The 20,169-nt window shown below is 41.0% G+C and carries 22 protein-coding genes; 17 read left to right on the forward strand and 5 right to left on the reverse strand.

Features of this window, described 5'->3' with window-relative positions; all coding sequences use genetic code 11:
* Positions 1-155 precede the first annotated feature (155 nt).
* The 16 genes from CIT02_RS07140 to CIT02_RS07215 all read left to right on the forward strand — a co-directional run bounded on the left by CIT02_RS07140 (position 156) and on the right by CIT02_RS07215 (position 13,616).
* Entirely contained in the window at positions 156-1,376 is a 1,221-nt protein-coding gene (locus tag CIT02_RS07140; protein ID WP_292611029.1) for a bifunctional 5,6,7,8-tetrahydromethanopterin hydro-lyase/3-hexulose-6-phosphate synthase, read from the forward strand.
* 370 nt (positions 1,377-1,746) lie between these two features.
* Positions 1,747-1,944 (forward strand): 2TM domain-containing protein, encoded by a 198-nt coding sequence (locus CIT02_RS07145; RefSeq protein ID WP_292611031.1) that lies wholly within the window; start codon positions 1,747-1,749, stop codon positions 1,942-1,944.
* Between the two features lie 112 nt (positions 1,945-2,056).
* The gene (locus tag CIT02_RS07150; protein ID WP_292611033.1) at positions 2,057-2,569 is read left to right on the forward strand and encodes a hypothetical protein; all 513 of its coding nucleotides are present in this window, start codon (positions 2,057-2,059) and stop codon (positions 2,567-2,569) included.
* On the forward strand, positions 2,566-3,186 hold the full coding sequence (locus CIT02_RS07155) for a hypothetical protein (protein WP_292611035.1): 621 nt from the start codon (positions 2,566-2,568) through the stop codon (positions 3,184-3,186). The genes CIT02_RS07150 and CIT02_RS07155 overlap by 4 nt, the downstream gene beginning before the upstream one ends.
* A 308-nt stretch (positions 3,187-3,494) precedes the next feature.
* The gene (locus CIT02_RS07160; RefSeq protein ID WP_292611037.1) at positions 3,495-5,420 is read left to right on the forward strand and encodes a hypothetical protein; all 1,926 of its coding nucleotides are present in this window, start codon (positions 3,495-3,497) and stop codon (positions 5,418-5,420) included.
* Between the two features lie 203 nt (positions 5,421-5,623).
* Positions 5,624-6,250, forward strand: a complete 627-nt coding sequence (locus CIT02_RS07165; protein WP_292611039.1) for a TetR/AcrR family transcriptional regulator — start codon at positions 5,624-5,626, stop codon at positions 6,248-6,250.
* Positions 6,251-6,288: 38 nt separating this feature from the next.
* Positions 6,289-6,867, forward strand: coding sequence for a flavodoxin family protein (locus CIT02_RS07170; RefSeq protein WP_292611041.1), 579 nt, complete (start codon positions 6,289-6,291; stop codon positions 6,865-6,867).
* Positions 6,864-7,565: an NAD(P)H-dependent oxidoreductase gene (locus CIT02_RS07175; protein WP_292611043.1), complete on the forward strand. Its 702-nt coding sequence runs from the start codon at positions 6,864-6,866 to the stop codon at positions 7,563-7,565. Before CIT02_RS07170 ends, CIT02_RS07175 begins: the two co-directional genes overlap by 4 nt.
* Before the next feature lie 71 nt (positions 7,566-7,636).
* Positions 7,637-8,458, forward strand: coding sequence for an SDR family oxidoreductase (locus tag CIT02_RS07180; RefSeq protein WP_292611046.1), 822 nt, complete (start codon positions 7,637-7,639; stop codon positions 8,456-8,458).
* A 45-nt stretch (positions 8,459-8,503) separates the two neighbouring features.
* Positions 8,504-9,781: a hypothetical protein gene (locus CIT02_RS07185; protein WP_292611048.1), complete on the forward strand. Its 1,278-nt coding sequence runs from the start codon at positions 8,504-8,506 to the stop codon at positions 9,779-9,781.
* Positions 9,782-10,173: 392 nt separating this feature from the next.
* Positions 10,174-10,770: a flavodoxin family protein gene (locus CIT02_RS07190; protein WP_292611051.1), complete on the forward strand. Its 597-nt coding sequence runs from the start codon at positions 10,174-10,176 to the stop codon at positions 10,768-10,770.
* A gap of 158 nt (positions 10,771-10,928) precedes the next feature.
* Positions 10,929-11,156, forward strand: a complete 228-nt coding sequence (locus CIT02_RS07195; RefSeq protein WP_048084361.1) for a 4Fe-4S binding protein — start codon at positions 10,929-10,931, stop codon at positions 11,154-11,156.
* A complete protein-coding gene (gene hisB, locus CIT02_RS07200; RefSeq protein ID WP_292611054.1) occupies positions 11,119-11,697 on the forward strand; it encodes an imidazoleglycerol-phosphate dehydratase HisB in 579 nt (192 codons plus the stop codon). Before CIT02_RS07195 ends, hisB begins: the two co-directional genes overlap by 38 nt.
* Positions 11,698-11,718: 21 nt before the next feature.
* Positions 11,719-12,357, forward strand: a complete 639-nt coding sequence (locus tag CIT02_RS07205) for a TMEM175 family protein (RefSeq protein ID WP_292611056.1) — start codon at positions 11,719-11,721, stop codon at positions 12,355-12,357.
* A 75-nt stretch (positions 12,358-12,432) separates the two neighbouring features.
* Positions 12,433-13,086, forward strand: coding sequence for a TMEM175 family protein (locus CIT02_RS07210; RefSeq protein WP_048072884.1), 654 nt, complete (start codon positions 12,433-12,435; stop codon positions 13,084-13,086).
* A 59-nt stretch (positions 13,087-13,145) separates the two neighbouring features.
* Positions 13,146-13,616 (forward strand): flavodoxin, encoded by a 471-nt coding sequence (locus CIT02_RS07215; RefSeq protein WP_292611061.1) that lies wholly within the window; start codon positions 13,146-13,148, stop codon positions 13,614-13,616.
* 55 nt (positions 13,617-13,671) lie between these two features.
* Here CIT02_RS07215 and CIT02_RS07220 read toward each other — a convergent pair whose 3' ends face one another.
* Both CIT02_RS07220 and CIT02_RS07225 read right to left on the reverse strand, forming a co-directional pair.
* Positions 13,672-14,874, reverse strand: a complete 1,203-nt coding sequence (locus CIT02_RS07220; protein WP_292611063.1) for an HD domain-containing protein — start codon at positions 14,872-14,874, stop codon at positions 13,672-13,674.
* Between the two features lie 148 nt (positions 14,875-15,022).
* Entirely contained in the window at positions 15,023-15,853 is an 831-nt protein-coding gene (locus CIT02_RS07225) for a F420-dependent methylenetetrahydromethanopterin dehydrogenase (protein WP_292611065.1), read from the reverse strand.
* 188 nt (positions 15,854-16,041) lie between these two features.
* On the opposite strand from CIT02_RS07225, the gene CIT02_RS07230 reads away from it, so the two are divergent.
* Positions 16,042-16,575, forward strand: a complete 534-nt coding sequence (locus tag CIT02_RS07230; RefSeq protein ID WP_292611067.1) for a hypothetical protein — start codon at positions 16,042-16,044, stop codon at positions 16,573-16,575.
* Positions 16,576-16,806: 231 nt separating this feature from the next.
* On the opposite strand, the gene CIT02_RS07235 is transcribed toward CIT02_RS07230, so the two are convergent.
* The 3 genes from CIT02_RS07235 to CIT02_RS07245 form a co-directional block, all read right to left on the reverse strand.
* Entirely contained in the window at positions 16,807-17,973 is a 1,167-nt protein-coding gene (locus tag CIT02_RS07235; RefSeq protein WP_292611069.1) for an oligosaccharide repeat unit polymerase family protein, read from the reverse strand.
* Positions 17,974-18,397: 424 nt separating this feature from the next.
* A complete protein-coding gene (gene cfbB, locus CIT02_RS07240) occupies positions 18,398-19,747 on the reverse strand; it encodes a Ni-sirohydrochlorin a,c-diamide synthase (protein WP_292611072.1) in 1,350 nt (449 codons plus the stop codon).
* An 87-nt stretch (positions 19,748-19,834) separates the two neighbouring features.
* The gene (locus CIT02_RS07245) at positions 19,835-20,056 is read right to left on the reverse strand and encodes a hypothetical protein (RefSeq protein ID WP_048072875.1); all 222 of its coding nucleotides are present in this window, start codon (positions 20,054-20,056) and stop codon (positions 19,835-19,837) included.
* Positions 20,057-20,169 lie beyond the last annotated feature (113 nt).

Consider the following 20,169-nt stretch of genomic DNA (forward strand, 5'->3'; position numbering starts at 1 on the left):
CTATTTTTATTTTTGAACCGGTTTTTTTTGATTAAATTTCCCAGTATCCCGGGTCGACCATCAACCCCTACCTGGAACCAGCAGATAAATCTATTTATAATCTATCATGCATAGAATTAGTGTATAAATTTAGACTTTAATGGAGGATCATAATTATGTACCAAATAGGGGAAGCCTTAATTGGAAATGGAAATGAACTTGCTCACATTGATCTAGTAATTGGAGATAAAAACGGACCAGTAGGTACAGCCTTTGTGAATAACATGTCAAATCTTTCACTGGGGCACACCCCGTTGCTTTCCGTCATCCGACCTAACCTGATGACCAAACCGGCAACTCTCATTGTACCTAAAGTCAGTGTACGAGATCTAGATGATGCCAACAAAATCTTTGGACCAGCCCAAACCGCAGTAGGCCGAGCAGTGGCTGATGCTGTGGAAGAAGGAATATTACCAGCTGAAGAAGCTGAAAACATGGTACTGATTATCAGTGTGTTCATTCACCCTGAAGCATCTGATTTTAGAAAAATCTACCAGTACAACTATGGAGCAACCAAACTAGCACTTAGAAGAGCAATGGAAGGATATCCATCTGTAAACAAAGTATTAGCAGAAAAAGACAGAGGAGCACATCCAGTAATGGGTTTCAAAGTCAACCGACTGTGGAGTCCCCCATATCTGCAAGTGGCCCTTGACCTGGACAACATGCAGGATATGGAACGCATCATTGACAGTCTACCGGACCGAGAAAGAATCCTAATAGAAGCCGGAACACCCCTGGTTAAGAAATTCGGAGTGGGAATTGTCAGTAAAATCCGGGAACTCAAGAAAGATGCCTTTATCATCGCTGACCTTAAAACTCTGGATGTGGGGCGTATTGAAGTTAAAATGGCTGCTGATGAGACTGCTGATGCCGTGGCTATCTCTGGCCTCGGAACCCAGGAATCCATTGAAAAAGCCATCCACGAAGCTCAGAAACAGGGGATCTACTCCATACTGGACATGATGAACGTGGACAACTTCACTGAAAAACTGGAAAACCTCAACTTCAAGCCAGATATTGTTCTTTTACACCGTAACGTGGACCTGGAAACCCTGAAAGCCGAACGTGGTGAAGAACAGGCTGATATGACTGAATGGGGTAACATCAACCAGATCAAAGAGATCATTGGTAAAAATGGACGGGTGGCAGTTGCCGGAGGTATTGTGCCTAAGAAGATGGACCAGGCCCTGGACAGCGGTGCTGACGTCATCGTGGTAGGCCGTTACATCATCGGTTCCAGAGATGTGCGCCGTGCAGCCGAGGACTTCCTGGAAAAAATGCCCCAGGACCCGGACACCATGCGACTGGCCCTGGATGAAGATGAATCTATCTAATGAGCATCAATATGCTCATCCTTTTTTTATTTTTCAGAAAAATTTAAGTAATTTTTAGTATTTGGTCATTTCTACGCTTATTATTTAATTAAAAAGATATAATCGCTTACTTTCCCCTACTTCTAGATTTTCAATATTAATTATTACCGAATAAATTTCATCAATTCCATTTCAATTTAACTATTTTTATACTGTTTTTGAGTTAACACTGAAAATAACTTAATTAAAATAATGGAATATTGTTAAATTATCGCGAATCCGCCGGAAAAAAATAGATATTAATATATAGTAGGAATGTTTGAACCCATTAATAATGTTACTGATAGTAACATTTGTTACTGATAGTAACAATATTAAGGGAGGCTATGAAATGGTTGAAAGTAATGAAACAGGGAAAAAAAGTGGGAAAAAGGGTTTTTTAATACATTTGTTGATTTATATTGTGATTAACTTGTTTTTAGCGATTATGAACATATTAACAGCCCCAGGTTACCTGTGGTTCCTTTGGGTGGCAGGTGGCTGGGGAATAGCCGTGGTTATTCATGGAATAGCAGTTTTTGCTAGTTAAACATTTTAATTATGGCCTTTTTAATGACTATGAGGGACTGTTAGTGTCCAAAAGGAGATAAAGCTTATTTTATTTTTTTATTTATTACCCCCAAAAAAGGAGAGAATCAAAAATGAAAGTTATTATCCATGATCTTGACCCTGAAGAATTTCTCAAGGCATTTCCAGATCTCAAAAACCGTGACGATGTCAGGATAATTGCCGAAACAGAGGGTCCAATGAACAAATGTATCGGCTGTTTCGGCTGCTGGATTAAAACCCCTATGCAATGCATCATAAAAGACGGCTACCATGACATTCCCACTCGATTTGGCGGAGAAGAAACTATCATCATCAGCAGATGCGTGTATGGTGGATACAGCCGGTTTATAAAGAACATCTTTGACCGCAATATCGGGGGCGGTACCCCCTTCTTTGAGATACGGGACGGTGAATTGAAACACGTCATGAGGAAGAAGAAAGACAAGTCTTCGAATTTAACCGTATACATGTACGGGAACAACATCACTGATCTGGAAAAAGAGATGATGACCGGATTATACATTGCAAACAAAGCAAACATGGGATCGGATACTGCTGGTGAGCTGCATTTCATCAAAGATGTCTATGAGGAGGTTCCATTATGAAGTTCGCCATGATTATGGGCAGCCCGAAAAAAAGAGGGAGCATGTCCGCTCACCTGATTAAAGAAATGACCAAAGCAATCGGGAAGACGGGAGAGGTTCTTGTCTTTAATGCAGCAAAACCTGAACGATTTGATGAGGTTCTTTCCTGTGAGAGCGTGGTATTTGTGTTCCCCCTTTACTTCGACAGCCTTCCTTCACATGTTGTTTCCTACCTGGAACAGTTGGATGAGTTTATCAAAGAGCATCCACCAGATAAGAAACCTTCAGTGTATGCAGTCTGCAACCTGGGATTCTATGAAGGATACCAAACCAAGTGGGCCCTCGGGAGAATCCAGTGCTGGGCAGAAGCCGTTAATTTTCCATGGAAAGCAGGTATTGGCATCGGTGCAGGCCCTATGATAACACATATGCCCCCTGAGGCACTAAAGAGAACTAACAACGGGAAGAAACAGTTCCTGGAGCTGCTTCTTTCAGATGCCACCGGTGATAACATCTATACTGAGCCGGATATCCCCAAAGAGATGTTTATGAAAATAGGCAATGACAGTTGGATTCCACAGCTGGAAGCAAACGGCCTTACAGTGGATGATGTCATGCATCCAAAATTAAGGCCATGAAAATGGTTGAAATCAATTAAGCAACGAAAATAGTGAGAACCCATGTTTTATGATATTTCATGGCAACGGTATTATTTCACTCTCTATTCCGTTAGCTTACTTTGAATAACCAAATATTCCATGATTTATTAGTTATCCCCGAAGGTTCTTTTCTTAATAAAAACCGGAAGGATAATCACAGGCATAAAGGAGGTGAAATAATAAGAAAACAAACAAATAAAAGTACAATACTCATTTCCTTAGTGCTTCTCAGTTTATCTTTAGTTTTTTGTGTTAGCACAGCTTCCGCAGACCCCGGTATCATCTATGTGAATAATGCCACTGGAAACGACTCATACAACGGTGAAAGCGCAATATTCGATGGAGTAAACGGACCTAAACTCAGTATTAAAAACGCCACAGGAACTGTAACCCCTAACGGAGTAGTGAATATTGCAGATGGTCTTTACACTGGAACTAATAACACTAATATAAACATTGTTAAAAGTGTGAATATTGTTGGCCAAAGCCAGGCTAACACTATAATTGACGGAGAAAACACTAACTGGATATTCAAGATAGCTGAGACGAGTGAACCTGGAATTACCGTGACCCTCTCTAAATTAACATTAACTAATGCGTACAGTTACTGGGATGATGGTTCAGCTATCTGGACTAATTGCTCCAATTTAACAGTTTCAAAGTGTAGTTTCATCAACAACCATGCAAATAATGGTGGTGCAATCTACAATGAATACGGCAATTTAACAGTTACCCATAGTAATTTCAACGGCAACTATGCGGAAAATAATGGTGGTGCAATCTACAATGAATACGGCAATTTAACAGTTACCCTTAGTGCTTTCATTGACAACTTTGCCGACGATAGTTGTGGTGCTATCTACAATGAAGGCGGAAATTTAACAGTTACCCTTAGTGCTTTCATAGACAACCGTGTCATAGATGATGGTGGTGCAATCTACACTGATAACGGTACGTTATCCATTGTTGGCAGTACTTTCTCTAACAATGTGGCAAATCAGGATGGTGGTTTGTATGGTGGTGGTGCAATCTACAGTAATAACAGTACCCTAACCCTTATGGGCAGTAATTTCTCTAACAACACCGCATACTACAATGGTGGTGCAATCTACAGTAATAACAGTACCCTAACCCTTATGGGCAGTAATTTCTTTAACAACACAGCAAATCAGGGTGGAGCTATCATCAACTATCGGGGAACTGCAAACGTAACCGGCAGCACACTCACCAACAACACGGCAACAGATTATGGTGGAGCTATCGACAATGAATATGGAACTACAAACATAACCAGTATCATACTCACCAACAACAATGCAACATACGGCGGAGCTATCGACAACTACCATGGAACGGTGAACTTAACCAGCAGCACACTCACCAACAACACCGCAACATACGGCGGAGCTATCGACAACTACCGTGGAACGGGGAACTTAACTAACAGCACACTCACCAACAACACCGCAACAAATTATGGTGGAGCTATCAACAACGAATATGGAACTGTGAACTTAACTAGCAGTACACTCACCAACAATAATGCAACATACGGCGGAGCTATCTTAAATACAGGTACTGCTAATGTGCATTTCAACAGAATCGTGAGAAACACTGCAATTCAAGGCAGCGCCATATGCAATAGCGATGAAGGAGAAGGATTTGGACTTGTGAACGCTACAGCTAACTGGTGGGGTTCCAACAATCCTGACTTCAACAATCTGATTTTTGGAGAAAACGTGACTTACACTCCATGGTTATATCTGACCTTCAGTTCCATCCCCACCACTATTCCACAGGGAAGTACCTCTACTCTAACCGCCAACTTCAACAACCTCTTCGACGGAACCACCCTAACAACAATCGACCCATCAATCGGCCACCTACCAGACGGAACACCAGTGACCTTCACCACCAATCTTGGTAACGTGGGCAGTAAATCCATTATCATTGATACTCTCAATGGTATTGCCACTGCCATACTCCGTGGTGATGAAGGAGCTGGGGTAGCATTAACCTCAGTTTCTCTGGACAGCCAGACATTATATGCAACAGTGACCATTACAGCAGCAGAGAGTGCAACTAGCAATAATCAAGTAAATGCAGCATCAAACACCGTTGGAATGCAAACCACTGGAGCACCAATAATGCCATTGGCCCTAGCAGCACTCAGTGTACTTGGCGGATTAATAACAACCCGGAAAAACCAATAAGGGATCTTGAATCCCTTTCCCCATTTTTTTATTAAAGATTTCTGTAATACACCAAAAAAACGGACAAACCAACCCACACTCAACACCTTACCACACTATAATGAACTATAAAATTATGGTGATTAACATTTGTTATCATGAGTAACAAAAATTACTTACAGTAACTTTGGATACTAAAAATTGATAACTCCGGAGGTGATCTTTTGGTATCTAATAGAACAAAAAGGGAAAGAGAACGAAAAGCTAATGAAATCACCGATGCTGCTGAAAAATGCTTCTTCAAAAAAGGGTATGATAAAACTACCATGGATGAAATAGCCGCCCAATTAGAACTCACAAAAACCGCAATTTACAGGTATTTTGAGAATAAAGAGGAGCTTTATTTCTCTGTGGCAGTTAGAGGTGTCAAAATCCTGAATAAAATGATGATAGAAGAATTTTCATCTCAAAATAATGGTCGGGAAAAGGTATTAAAGACATGCTATGCCTTCAAGAAATTTTACAAACAATTCCCGGATTATTGTCGGGTGCTAACAGAGGCCCACGATAGAGACCCCGAATTTATGAACACGCCCCACATTCAGGAACTCATAAAAATTGACCAACAGAACCTGGGAATAATATGTGATTCCATAGACATTGGAAAAAAGGATGGTTCAATTAGGGAGGACATTAACACATTTCTTACTGCTCTATACTTAGTAAAATCAACTTTAAACATATTTAGCTCATCATTATCGACGATTTACTATTTAGGTTTATTTGGAATGAGTAAAGAGGATTTAATTGAACATTCATTGGATCTGATGATTCATTCCATTTCAAAATGAGGAATTCAAAATGAGATGAATAAAAGGAGGATTAAATTATGAAAGCTTTGATATTAGACGGTTCCAGAAGTCTCGACGGTCCCCTGGCTACAATCAACAATGAGGTTACCCTGCTACTGGAAAAAAACGGGTGGGAAGTTGAAAATTTCCATCTCCTTGAAGAAAACATTGCCACATGCGTGGGCTGCTTCGGGTGCTGGCTTAAAACACCAGGAGAATGCATTATAAAAGATAAAGGTCCAGAAATAGCAAAAAAATTTATTCAATCTGACCTTAAAGTATTTATAACCCCTATAACATTTGGTGGTTATTCTTACCAACTGAAAAAGATGGTTGATCGACTGCTACCAACTGCTACTCCATTTTTCAAAATAATGAAGGGGGAAATGCATCACGTGCCCCGATATGGAGATGGAGAGGATAATAACCTGATTTGGATTGGATACTTACCACAACAAGATACTGAAAGCGAGAATATTTTCAGAAAACTCACCGAACGCAACAATATTAATATGTACTGCTCTAATCCCTGTGTTGAGATCTTCACTGGTGATGTTGAAGATCTGGATCTCAGTAAAATCTCTCGTCATATCGAAGATAAGGAGGTGTTGGTATGAGTAAGCTCCGGAATGCATTAATTCTGGTTGGAAGCCCTAAAGGAAAAAAGAGCGCATCCAATAACATTGCATCTTACATTGAAGATGGATTCAACAAAAACGAAGTTCAAACTGAAAAGGTTTTCGTTGCAAGATACAAAAAACCAGATAAGCTAAAAGAATTGCTTAAAAAAGCATCTGAATCAGAATTAATCGTAATAGTAGCCCCTTTATACTTTGATAGTATTCCAGCCCTAACAATCAGATTTATGGAAGAATTCTCCAATTACAAAAAGTCTCTGCCCAAAACCCAGCAAAAACTGATGGCTGTATTCAACTGTGGCTTCCCTGAATCATATCAAAATGATGTGGCTATCAAAATATGTGAAAATTTTGCATCTCAGACAGATATGGAATGGATGGGTGGCATAGCAGTTGGAATGGGCCCTTCTGTTGAAAATAAATCTTTAAAAGATGCAGGGATGCCTGCTAAAAACCTTCGAGAGGGTTTAGATACGATAATTGACTCTCTTTCCAACAATGATACTGTCCCCCCTGAAGCCATAGCAACTGCTTCAAAACTTTCTTTGCCCCTCTTTTTAGTCAAATTTGGTTATGCCCATCTATCTAAATCATTATATTGGAAAAGGCGAGTTAAAGACAAAGAAATTATTAAAAAGATGTATGATCGTCCCTATGACGTAGATAATGTAGAATAAACGGCCATAAACTGTCCACAGGATAGGGAGTCATAGGATTAAGGTGAGGAGTTTAGAAAGGGGATGATCTTATGGATAATTCGGAGTATTACCAGAATAAAATATGTATTGTGACCGGTGCAAATTCAGGTATTGGTTATGCAGTGAGTGAAGAACTCTTAAAAAGAGGAGCAATTGTTTACATGGCCGGTCGCAATCCAGAAAAAGTTGCAAACGCGGCCAAACAACTCTCTTCTTACAAGGATCAAATTCACACACTCATCGTGGATGTGACTGATCAACATCAAGTGCAAAAGGCAATTGAAGATACAGTAGCAGAGGCCGGCAGACTGGACTTCTTATTCAATAATGCAGGAGTCGGCTTCAAATCCCCCTATGAGAAGGCCACCCTTAAGGACTGGAAAACAATCATTGATACCAATCTCTGGAGTGTTATTTACGGAGTCCATACAGCAGTTCCAATCATGCTGAAACAGGGATCTGGGCATATTGTTAACACCAGTTCTGTTTCAGGAATTATCCCTACCCCCTTTTCGTCTCTCTATTCTCTCACCAAATTTGGTGTCACTGGGTTTACTGAATCTCTAAAATATGAATATGCAGAAAAAGGCATCTATTTTTCAACCATCTGCCCTTCCAATATTGCAACACCCATCTTTAAGAAAGATATGAGTGGTAATGTTAACGATGAAGTGAAGATCCCTGATGATGCCTATTCAGTTGATAAAACAGCAGTCCTCATTCTGGACCAAGTTTCCCAACAAAAGGGAATTATTGTAATACCTGAGGAACCCAACACTCATAATTGGAACTGCTACATAAAAGGAGAAGACGAAGTGTTGTTTCAGTTGGCACATTCCCTCAGGGCATCGTATGAAAAGGAGGGAAATTAATAAGGCACATTATAGGCGGACAGGAATATGTAAGGAAATGGTAAGATGACATCAAACAAACAACAGGAACAAATACCCAGTCCATCAATGAGCAAGGGATCCGAACCTACCCTTGAAATTGTCATTTTACTGGTTTTCGGAGTATTCCTGTTCATCTTGGGCCTACTATGGTTTAAAATCCAAAGTGGAGAACTGCCCTATAACTCCAACGGCACGTATGGACTGTTACTGGTAATTTTTTCTTTAGAGATTATCACATTGGGAAGGAGCCCTTTTGGTGATTTCCGTCGTTCATGGACTTTAATAATACTCGGAGCAAGTATGGCTGTCCTTGGAACTGTAGCCTGTTTAATCCCTGGGCTCATGGAAGGATTCATCCGTGAACTGGTTGGAATCTTTATTTTTGCCGGAGGTATAGTTTCCTTTCTGCAACTGGTTGTTGGCAAAGATCAGGCCAGAATGTGGATCCAGACTTCCAGCATACATAAGCACCTAGCCCTTGCCCTGGGCCTTTTGTACTTCATAGAGGTACTTGTCGGCCTTGTTACGCTCCTCCCGGGTATCACAACTCATTTTCAGACTACCGTACTTTACATTATCTTTGGTATCAGTTTTTTCTATCTTGCATGGTGTCTTCAGAAGGTCCCCAAGTTAGATTCCCCCGGAGAAATTACCTCCTCACCTTCAGAGCCATCAGCAACCCAAACTGATCAAAAAAGTAGTTTTTTCCTTTTCCAGAATGCTAATATCTCCACTAATATTGTACTCACCTTCATGTCTGGATTAATTGTAACTCTGGTTGCAATCCTGCTCATTCCCACAGGCATGGGCATATTCACATTCTCCTTTGACAGCATGTATGGTCTGCTGATGGTTATGCTGGCCCTCCAGGTAATGGCATTGGGAAATACTCCTGTAGGTCAGTTTAAACTCTCTTGGCTCCTGATAATAATTGGCCTAACATTTATCTCCATGGGAATTGTCTCCTGTATCGTTCCTGGACTCCTGACCAACATAATGATAATACTCCTCGCAATCTGGAACCTCATCACCGGAAGTGTAGGCCTATTTAAAATAGGCCTTCCGATTCTGGATGGTATCAGGCATCCACCGGCTGAACCCACCCCCATTCCCCCAATGATGAAAAAAATGCTGATTACCGGGATTCTCCTGCAAATAGTGCTAATAATTTTTGGTATCAACAATTTATTACCGTTTGTTCCAGATATGGCTCTTCTAGGAATTCTATTCATCATGGGAATCCTCCAAATTAATATGGCACGCATCCTTCAGAATCCTCTGGTTCAGCATATGAATCTATGATAAAGTAAATTCGATTTAAAACGCCATAAGACTTAAAATAGGTAATGTCAAGACATTGGGCGAAACTGAATTCAATTAGAATTACCCTGCAAAATCCTTTTTTTTATTTTTATGAACAAACAATCCACTATGGAATATATCAAAAAGATTTCAGGAACTAATTTTTGTTCATTTAACCGCAGCGTGAACTAATTTAATGAAAATATCAGATTATTAAAAGGCAGAACTCCATAATCTCATTCGGATCATAGACGGCCGTGGTAATCACTGCTTAAAGTATAAAAATAACTTCAAATTGGTTTCCCCTTCGAAAAAGTATTTCTTTAACCAATACAAGAAAAAAAGTTAAAACCTAATAAATTCAAATTATATTTGATGTGGGGGAATTATCAGTGCAAAAAGTAATTTTAGGAATATGCGGAAGCCCCAGGAAACAGGCTACAGAGTACGTTCTAACTGAAGCTCTGAATACCCTGGAAGAAAAGGGTTACCAAACCGAGTTGTTCACTGTGAGGGGAAAGAATATCAGCCCCTGCAGAAACTGTGATTACTGCCTGCGGGAGAAGGAATGCATCCTCAAAGACGACATGTACGAGCTCTACCCTAATTTTAAGGATATTGACGGGATTATAATGGCCACACCCATCTACAATGGGGGAGTCAGCGCCCAGATAAAAGCAGTTATGGACCGCACCCGTGCAGCAGCAGCTGCAAACATGGATTTCCTTAAACACAAAGTGGGAATGGCCATTGCTGTGGGAGGAGACCGTGTAGGAGGCCAGGAACTAGCAATACAACAGATCATGACCTTTTACATCTTAAACGGAGCCATACCAGTTAGTGGTGGGCCATTCGGGTCTAACCTGGGAGCGAATTTCTGGTCACAGGATACATTGAAGGGTGTAAAGGCCGATGAAGAAGGGTTCAGAAGCCTTAAAAAAACCTTAAACCGGTTCCATGAATTCATGGAAACCTATCAAAGGAAATAGAATTGGAGAATGGTAGTTGTCCTTTGAAGATGGTTGTTATAAGGTATAAGTTATAAGTAATTGAGCATTTTTATCACTTAAATACCGAAAATATTATTGAATAACAGAATTAAACTGTGAGTTTGAGTTATAACTTATAAGTTATAAGGAGATGGGTTATGAGAATAGAAGTTGATCCAGAAAAATGTACTGGTTGCGGAGTATGTAAGGAAGAATGCCCCAAGGGTGCCAAGATCTGGGATATTAATAAAAAGGCCATGGCCACCAATTTAAGATTCTGTCACCTGTGCACGATCTGTGCTTCCAAGTGTCCAGAAGATGCAATCCGTATCATAAGGGATGATGAAGATGAACCGAAAAAGCAAGATACAGAGGAAGACCGCTGAAACCAATATAACCATTGAACTTGATGTGGATGGTACTGGCCAGTACCAGGTGGAAACCGGTATCCAGTTCTTAAACCACATGCTGGAATCCTTCACCAGACACAGTCTGTTCGATTTGAAGGTGGAAGCCCAGGGTGATACGGAAATAGATGACCACCACACTGTGGAAGACGTGGGAATAGTGCTGGGAGAAGCTCTGCACCAGGCCCTTGGTGACAAGAAAGGTATAAGAAGAATGGCCCATGCCCTGATACCCATGGACGAATCCCTGGCCATGGTGGCCGTGGATCTCTCAGGACGCAGTTACACTGTGCTGGATCTGAACTTCCACCAAGACAAAGTAGGTGACCTCAGCACCGAGAACGTGGGTCACTTTTTAGAGTCACTGGCCCAGAGTGGGAAGATAAATCTCCACGCCCGTGTGGAAGGGGAAAACGACCATCACCAGGTGGAAGCAATATTTAAGGCCCTGGCCCGTGCCCTGCACGATGCCACCAGAGTGGTCCATGACCGGGTACCCAGTACTAAGGGAGTCATTTAAATAAATGGGGGGACCGAGGGCATGACTGAGGAGAAAGAACCTTCCACACCAGTACCACGCATTCCAAAGGGTCGGATGGAAACACTGACCGACGGAATATTTGCCATAGCCATGACCCTACTGGTTTTAAGCCTGGAAGTACCCACCTTACCCGCCAGTCCCACCCCCACCATAATCAACAATTATATCTTTAACCTACTGTTACCCCAGATAGGAATATACATAATCAGTTTCGCGATTTTAGGCGGTTTTTGGTTAAACCACTACGTATTTTACGGTATAAAACACGTTGACAATTCCCTGCAGTGGTTAAACATTTTCTGGTTAATGTCCATTGCCATAGTGCCCTTTTCCACATCATTAATGAGTACTTATGGCCAGTATCAATTTGCAGAGATTATATTTGCTTTGAACATGCTGGTAATAGGTATTTTATATTATTCTCTCTTTAATTACGCTTTAAATCATGAAATGCTTTACGAGCAGATCCTACCCTATGCAGATAAGATCAAACGATCCAACCTTTTACTGCCGGTTATATCTTTTATAGCCATAGCAACTTCCTTTATCATTCCCGTAGGAACTATTTTAATTTTTTTACTGGTACCAGTTCTGTTAAATATACGTAACATTGCCCATAAAAAAAAGCAAACAGAATAAACACTGCAAAATTATTAACTTATTCCCTTAACAGATAACTTTCAAATAAAGAGGAAAGTCAATTAAGGAGACCCTATGAATCCCGAAGATGAAAAAAAACCTGGACTGTATTTTCCCACCAATAGACTGGAAACCCTGACTGATGGTCTCTTTGCCATAGCCATGACCATTCTGGTGGTGACCATCGAGATACCCATGGGCCCTATCCACACATCACAACTGTTTCTACAGACTACTGGAGAAATTTTACCCAAATACGTGGTTTACTTCCTGAGTTTCCTAATATTGGCTGGTTTTTGGATAAACCATCATATATTATTCCTGATTAAAAAGACCAATCTAACTTTAACCTGGATAAATGTCTTCTGGTTAATGTTCATAACCCTGGTGCCTTTATCCACTTCAATAATTGCACAATTTCCCCAATATCAGCTATCACAGTTTATTTTCGACTTAAATCTTCTCATGATAGGTTTGTTCTCCTATATGATCTGGAGGTATGCCCTAGACCACGATCTAATCCGGGAGAATGCCAAACCATACGACCCTTACATTAGAAGGATCACCCTGTTCATGCCGGCGATAGTTTTCCTATCCATATGCATCTCTTTTTTCAACCTAAAATTGAGCTTATTGATTCTGTTCATGATCCCGGTGCTTTTTGTAGTGGCCATTAAGGTGTGGACCTGGAGGGATCTTAAAAAATTGATCCTGCGCACCAAAGACTAAAAACTTATTCCCCCTAAAAATAATGAATATCCTTGTAAATAAATTCTGGAGATAAAAAGATGAAAACTCTCATTGCCTGTTACTCCTACTCTGGGAACACCCTAACGGTGGCCCAGAAACTCCAGGAGTTAATAAATGCTGATTTAACACGTATAGAACCTGCAAAAGACAGATGGTATGTTATTAAGGCCATCCATGCCTATTTAGAGAAAAAATGGCCAATAAAACCATGCATAACTGATATCAGTGAATACGACTGTTTAATTGTCTGCAGCCCGGTCTGGGCCGGACGCACCACCCCCGGTGTTAACCAGTATCTGGAAGAGCTGGAGAATATTTCCGGTAAGAAATGTGCTGCCCTGGTGACCATGGGCGGTGATGGTTCACAAGTAGCCACCATTAAAATCCGTGAATCCCTGGAAGAACAGGGAATGGACTTTATCGGGAACCTAGTCATTGGAGGTAAAGAACAGAAAAGTGGAGAATGGGAAGGCAAAACCCAGGAATTTGCCCAGTATTTTAGGGAATAATTAGGGTTTATGACTTGATTTTTCCTTCAAACCCCTTATTTTTTTACCCGTATTTTTAAAGGTTATGGAAGTAATGAAAAATTCTACCAAAATCAATTCCCGAAATAGTTTCGCGGGCGTACTCATTATATATATTATTTGAAGCTTCCTTTAATTCATCCGACTTTATACCATGGTTTATGGACATTTTAGCTTCTATAAATGCCGCCAGCCGATCAACAGCCTTCAAAAGTTCCCCATCCAATGGTGAGAATTCATCTTCATTGTAATCTCGGTTGATATTTTTGAAACTCAACCCCAAAATAACCTGTTGATTATCCTGAATTTTGTTTTCAAATTCTGATTCTGAAAAATACTTCATATCCCTGTGCCATGGCCGGGGTAGCAGGGGGAGAAGTTCTTCATTCATCTGGAACTCTTCATAATCCTTAATAATTTCTTTGAGACCTTCTACCGAATCTTTAACCGGAGATATAATATCTTTGGTCAGCACTTCAGGTAGATCGTGGAAGAGTCCCGCATAAAAATTATTGTAAAAACGTTTAGGGCAGGCTTCAACGTTCATTTCCATGGTGCAAAGGTAACTGGTGGCCGCCACAATAAACATGTGCCCCAAAACCGATGTTTCAGGTATACGTGGAATGTGGGCCCATCTTTTCTGGAAGCGAAGCTGGCCACACCGGTCGATGAAACCAAAGGATTTTTTCCCCAGAAGGATCTTCTGCACCCCGATAAGGTCGTAGTGATCCTCGATCTGGTTTTCGATGTTCTCTTTGGTCTGTTCAATACCGTGAATGAACGGTGCGGTATGGTAGATGATCTTGAATTCCCACTGTGTGGCTAAATAGTGGGCCGCACGTAAAATTCGTCTTTCCAGTGTGTTGGAACTTTGCAAGTAGTAACTCTTAAACCGTTCCTGGAAACCATGATTCAATCCTTCCATATCATTTTCAAGCTCTTTAAACACGTGTTTATTCAATTCCTCACCCTTTTCTTTCATCATACGGTGAAAAACGGGGGGTTTGATATCAGTTAAGACTGTACGGTGAAGAAACTCAAAAATTCCCCCTTCAATCAGGGCCAGCCAGTCTACACTATGAGGACCCATGCGATCCTCTTCGAACCGGGCGATGACATAGGCAATTACCATTTTATGGGCCTGTTTGTCCAGTTCTGTGAATTCCACCGGACGTATATGGTCGTTCCAGCGCTGCATACTGGCTGCCTTGGAGAAGCGTTCTATTATGTTTTCAATCACTTTATGCACCACGGCTAGTTATGTTTAATTAACATTAATAATAATTTTGTTATTAAAAACTAAGGATGTGCGAGGAACGGAAGGGATTGGAATAAAAAATAAAAAAAATAATTGCAGTCTCGAAGGACTGCAAGGGAATATATTTAACTTATTCTGGTTTGGAAACTAACACGGTCTTGGACATGGTCTGTCCCTGAGCACCGTGTGGTTTACGCAGTACAGTGTCGTTTGCTTTTTCGATTTCACGTGCTTCAGTTGCGAGTTTAGCAGCTGTAGCAATGAGTTCGTGAGCTGAAGCCACGATAGGTACGTATTGTTCCATATCTTTAACCATGAAACAGCCTTTGAGGTCAATGTCACCCACTTTAGCAGCCATTTCGTAAGCAGCCATTGCTTTTGCTTTTGCGTATGGGCTGGCGAATCCAGCGGTTTCTGTAGCTTTAGCAGCGTCAATAACGACTTTTGGTAATTCAATGTCTTCTCCTGCTTCGCAGGCAGCGATCATTCCGTCGATGGTTTCCTGTACCACTCGGTATGCGCCAGTGGCAGCCAGTACTTTTATTACATCTGCGTTGAATGAGGCCATTTCAGTTGGGTCCAGGAATTCTCTTCGAGCTCCGATCATTGGGTCTCCGAGAACAACGATGTATCCTAATCCTTGTTCATCCATTTCTTCCCTTTTACCCATTCCAGGAGCGTCACCAATGATTAATGCTGGGACGTCCATTCCAGATAATAATTCTCGAGCTTTAGCTGGTCCAGGAGCACCAGGGTTTGGGCTGATGAATATCACGAAATCAGGGTCGAAATCTGCAATTTTTGGTACGATTTCTTCAACCTGTTCTGGGTTCATCTTTGCTCCAGAACTCACTCCTCTAACATCTATGTTAGGTCGGTCTGCTCTCTCATCTAAGACTAAATCAAGGACAGGAGAGGTACCAATGTTACCGCTTTTAATAACTCCTATTTTTACAACCATATTATCACCGATTTGCTATTTGGAAGATCGGCTTAAATATTTTTTCATTTAATTTTTAGGGGAAGATTTATATAGGAGATTCCGGGGAAGGCCTGTAAAAAAGGGATATCATCTGTACTACAATAATCTCCAGATTATTATAAATATATTTAAATATAATAAGATACTATTTCTTTGTGGTGATTTCTGTGGGCAGTGGTCGTAATTACATTCTCTTAACAGTTGGATTTCTGATTTTGGTCGTTTTTACCTCTGGTTGTATTAATTATAATAATCCCCTTTCTTCAAGTAACTCCACGAAAAATTTCACCTTTAATGAAGTAAGCTTTGATTATCCGGCCAACTGGCAAGTGACAGTATCCAATGATAATACCGGTCCCAGCATCGTGGTTAGCAAGGATTACTACACCCAACTGCAGATAACCATCACTCCCAATTATGGTATGTCGGAAGAAGGAGTGCTTAAAGAGCGAAATAATACTGTTTATCCTGGTTGGGAAAAAATATCAGAGGATACACTGGTGATAGATAATCAAACCGCCCATCGGAGCATATTTAAAGGTAGTGATATCATGTTCTTCTTTAAAGATATGCGGTTTGAAGATATGGTCTTCGTCAAGAACAACAACACCTACAACATTATCATTAACGTTCCCCGTGATGAGTACAACAGTGAAAAACAGAACCTGGAACTGATTTTAAACAGTTTAGACATTAAATGAATTAAACATTAATTAAACCTGCAAAAACTCTTCATCACCTTTTTTTAGCAATATTTTTCCCTATTTTTGAAAGGGGGGAATCCATACCCTAAATAAAAGAGGTGTGTTTCCAGTGTAAAAATATCCCTTATTTATTTCAAAATCCTTATTATTATTTTAAAAAATAGAAAAAGAGGTATTGGACCTCAATTTTTATTAAAAATTTATTAAACTCTTAAAAAGTATGAAAAGCTATGCAGCTTTAGTTTTTTTGCTTCTCCCCAGTTGAGTTGCGTATAAACCCACCGCCACCAAAGCCAATAGGTAGAACAGGTAAACCACGCTGTCTGTGGGACCAGTTTCCACCCATATCATGGTGTGGGTTAACACAATAGCGTACAGGGCGGTGAATGCCCCATTAGCCTTTACCTGTGTGGCGTATATTATTCTAAGCACTGCCCCAATTATGAACATCTGCAGGGCCATGGCGTAGAATCCAAAGTCCAGTACTGCTGGTCCGAATATGGTGGAGGTTATACTGGTGGTGGGTGTGCTCCCCGATACGGGGTAGTTGAGAACTACTTGCCCCACTGTAACCCGGGGATGTCCGGTGGAAAGGGCTTGCTGGAACAGGTCTCCGGCAGTGGCTCCGGCCATGTGCACGATCTTGTCAAAGACCATCATGGTGAACCCGGCACGGTAAGCTACCAGTTGCAGTGGATTCAGGGACCACTGCTGCCATTGGATGGACATTACCGCTATGTAACCAGCGGCTACTCCCACTAATCCAATTAATAAAATGGCAATCAGTATGTGACTGGTTTTCATCTTCCGGGTGTAGTACAGGGTTACAAAGCCACTGATGAGTATGGCCATGGTGGTGGTTCGGTACCCGTTGATGGCGAAAACTGCCAGGCCTATAACGAAAAGGATATAGTACCATTTACGAGGGTATTTGGCCAGGAGAATGGTGATGGCCGGTAAAAATATGGGGTAAGCGAATCGCCAGAGATCCGTGGTGGCCTTGAATTTCAGGTATCCGCTCAGGATGGGTATACCCCCCAGGAGGTAGAGGTTCACAACCTGTAGTACGATACCAATGATTGCTACGGTCAGTACCACCCGTTCATCCAGCAGGATGCGGAGCTTGTTGTACCATGGTGCTGAATTTTCCGGAGTAACCATGGCCCCTCCCCACAGGGATTTAAGTTTTGCACTGCGGTTGTAAATGAATTTAGGCAGGAATACTCCGGCCATGAAAAACAGGGTACCCATTAATACATAGAGCCATGTGGTGCTGGAAATCCATTGAAGATTCCTTAAATGTTCCTGGTAGGCTATTGCCGCCAATCCCACATAGATGGCTATTATTACCACCATGATGTAAGGTGAAAAAAGATCAACGCTTTTAAACTTCATAAATCAGTCCCCTGAATTTAATCTCTTAATATCCTTGAATACACCTGAACAAATCTAATTTCCTATGAAACAAACCTTGAAACAAATTTAATTTTTTTCGGATAATTGAATAAGGATATTTCCAGTCTTTTTTTATTCTTACAGAATAATCTGTGAGCTTTAAAAATTATTTTAATGTTTATGTCTAACTCCTTTATTTCACTTATTTATAAACTTTTTAGTTTTCGCTGATTTATCACTGATTTTTTCCAAAAATGAGACCATTGGGGATTAATGTAGTACCAAAAAAATTCTACAGTAGAATGAGGGGTGAAAATACAATGTATTTGAGTCTACAGTAGAAATTTTTAAAAACATAAAAAAATGTTTTTTTAGATTTTAAAGTCTTAAGAAGGTTTTTTGCATTTTGCAATCTTCCACTTTATTAATCCTCTGCGGCCGCCCTCACCAGTCTACTGGCAAAGGAGGGGCAAGCTGCCACATGGGTATGCACGTAACTGGCCAGTGTTTTTTTACTCATTAGTCCATCACAGTTACCAGTGACTCCGCGACCCCTCAGGATATCAAAGGCAAATTTTGGTTGGGCTCCATCAAGTTCCAGTTTGGAGTAGTGAAATTCATGACCATGGAAGACTTCTCGTTCATGAATAATGATGTTGTCATGGGCGGCCCGGGCAATAACGTAACTTAGGGCCTGGGGTTTCTTGGTCATGTGAGAGTCATAGGGAAAAACATCACACATCTGGTGCTGGTTTATGGAACGAGTTAAATACATAAGCCCTCCACATTCAGCATAGATGGGCCTTTCCTCCTGGTGGAACTGTCTCAGGGAGTGGCGCATGGACTTATTGGCCTCCAGTTCCCGGGCGAATATCTCGGGATAACCTCCCCCAATGTAGATCCCATCCACATCAGGCACTTCCTCATCATGTAACGGGCTGAAATAAATCAGATCAGCATTATTAGATTCCAGGGCCTCTAAATTATCCTGATAATAAAAGGTGAACACTTCATCTCGGGCTATGCCCATTTTCACCCGGCCACGGTGTTCCTGCTGGAAAAGAGGTTCCCTACCTGATGGTAAGTTCCCGGCCCCCTTCATTATACTGGTGAGTGCGTCCAGGTCTATGTTTTCCTCCATGACCCGGCCCCAGTCTTCAATGTTTTTCTTGATGTTCTCCCTTTCCACGGCAGGCACCAATCCCAGGTGGCGCTGCTCCACCGTGAGAAAATCATCCCGGGGAATACCCCCAATTACCGGCGTGTCAGCCAGTTTTTCCACAGCTTCCTTGGTTTTGAGGTAGTGCTTCCTGTTTTTAACCATGTTCAGGATAACACCTTCAATTCTGATGCTGGGATCCAGGGTTTTAAACCCAATGACAATGGCCGCCGCGCTTTTCACCAGGCTGCGAGAATTGAGAATTAGAATCACCGGGGAGTTAAGTGCCTTGGCAATGGATGCCGTGTTTCCCACATCTTCAGTGGGACTTATTCCCTCGTAAAGACCTCTTACTCCCTCTATAATTCCCATACCAGAATTGGAAATCTTTAAACCTCTTTCGAAAGCTTCCCTGATCTGACCGTCACTCATGAAAAAGGAATCCAAGTTACGGCTAACATTGCCGGTGGCCAGAGTGTGATAGGTAGTATCAATATAATCAGGGCCTGCCTTGAAGGGTTGAACTTCCCTCTCCTGGGAAAGGGCCTTCATTATCCCGGTAGAGATGGTGGTTTTCCCCACGGCACTGCCTGTGCCTGCCAGTACTAATCTCATGTTTCTAATTAAGAACTGTCTTTTATAAAAAGGTGACCAGATAAGTGGTAAAGATAAAATTCAAAAAAATAAATAAATGGTTAAAAATTATTCTAATGCTTTTGCACTTGTGTAAGAATCATATATAGCGTATAACCAAAGGACTATGTATATTATCCATGCATAAAATGTTACCATGTATATGGCTGCAGACAATATGAGTGCTACAATTACAAATACAATTCCCATCATGGTCTTTCCTACGTATATTTCCCCTAAACCAGGGATTATGAAAGACAAAATCGCTGCTATAATTGGATTTTTGGCCATTTTTTATTACCTCCCTTAAATTGTAAATAATATCTTTATTTACCTTAATTATAAAGATTTCCATTGTTTCATGGAGAAATTTCTCTTAAAATATTATTTTAAAATTATACAAA

The sequence above is a fragment of the Methanobacterium sp. BAmetb5 genome, assembly GCF_003491305.1.
GTDB lineage: Archaea > Methanobacteriota > Methanobacteria > Methanobacteriales > Methanobacteriaceae > Methanobacterium.

What these genes read in the sequence shown, in the direction of transcription:
- CIT02_RS07185 (WP_292611048.1), top strand. Translation starts at nt 8,504, where the DNA reads ATGACATCAAACAAACAACAGGAACAAATACCCAGTCCATCAATGAGC.
- CIT02_RS07235 (WP_292611069.1), bottom strand. Translation starts at nt 17,973, where the DNA reads ATGAAGTTTAAAAGCGTTGATCTTTTTTCACCTTACATCATGGTGGTA.
- CIT02_RS07145 (WP_292611031.1), top strand. Translation starts at nt 1,747, where the DNA reads ATGGTTGAAAGTAATGAAACAGGGAAAAAAAGTGGGAAAAAGGGTTTT.
- CIT02_RS07180 (WP_292611046.1), top strand. Translation starts at nt 7,637, where the DNA reads ATGGATAATTCGGAGTATTACCAGAATAAAATATGTATTGTGACCGGT.
- CIT02_RS07245 (WP_048072875.1), bottom strand. Translation starts at nt 20,056, where the DNA reads ATGGCCAAAAATCCAATTATAGCAGCGATTTTGTCTTTCATAATCCCT.
- CIT02_RS07225 (WP_292611065.1), bottom strand. Translation starts at nt 15,853, where the DNA reads ATGGTTGTAAAAATAGGAGTTATTAAAAGCGGTAACATTGGTACCTCT.
- CIT02_RS07205 (WP_292611056.1), top strand. Translation starts at nt 11,719, where the DNA reads ATGACTGAGGAGAAAGAACCTTCCACACCAGTACCACGCATTCCAAAG.
- cfbB (WP_292611072.1), bottom strand. Translation starts at nt 19,747, where the DNA reads ATGAGATTAGTACTGGCAGGCACAGGCAGTGCCGTGGGGAAAACCACC.
- CIT02_RS07170 (WP_292611041.1), top strand. Translation starts at nt 6,289, where the DNA reads ATGAAAGCTTTGATATTAGACGGTTCCAGAAGTCTCGACGGTCCCCTG.
- CIT02_RS07215 (WP_292611061.1), top strand. Translation starts at nt 13,146, where the DNA reads ATGAAAACTCTCATTGCCTGTTACTCCTACTCTGGGAACACCCTAACG.
- CIT02_RS07150 (WP_292611033.1), top strand. Translation starts at nt 2,057, where the DNA reads ATGAAAGTTATTATCCATGATCTTGACCCTGAAGAATTTCTCAAGGCA.
- CIT02_RS07175 (WP_292611043.1), top strand. Translation starts at nt 6,864, where the DNA reads ATGAGTAAGCTCCGGAATGCATTAATTCTGGTTGGAAGCCCTAAAGGA.
- CIT02_RS07140 (WP_292611029.1), top strand. Translation starts at nt 156, where the DNA reads ATGTACCAAATAGGGGAAGCCTTAATTGGAAATGGAAATGAACTTGCT.
- hisB (WP_292611054.1), top strand. Translation starts at nt 11,119, where the DNA reads ATGAACCGAAAAAGCAAGATACAGAGGAAGACCGCTGAAACCAATATA.
- CIT02_RS07210 (WP_048072884.1), top strand. Translation starts at nt 12,433, where the DNA reads ATGAATCCCGAAGATGAAAAAAAACCTGGACTGTATTTTCCCACCAAT.
- CIT02_RS07155 (WP_292611035.1), top strand. Translation starts at nt 2,566, where the DNA reads ATGAAGTTCGCCATGATTATGGGCAGCCCGAAAAAAAGAGGGAGCATG.
- CIT02_RS07195 (WP_048084361.1), top strand. Translation starts at nt 10,929, where the DNA reads ATGAGAATAGAAGTTGATCCAGAAAAATGTACTGGTTGCGGAGTATGT.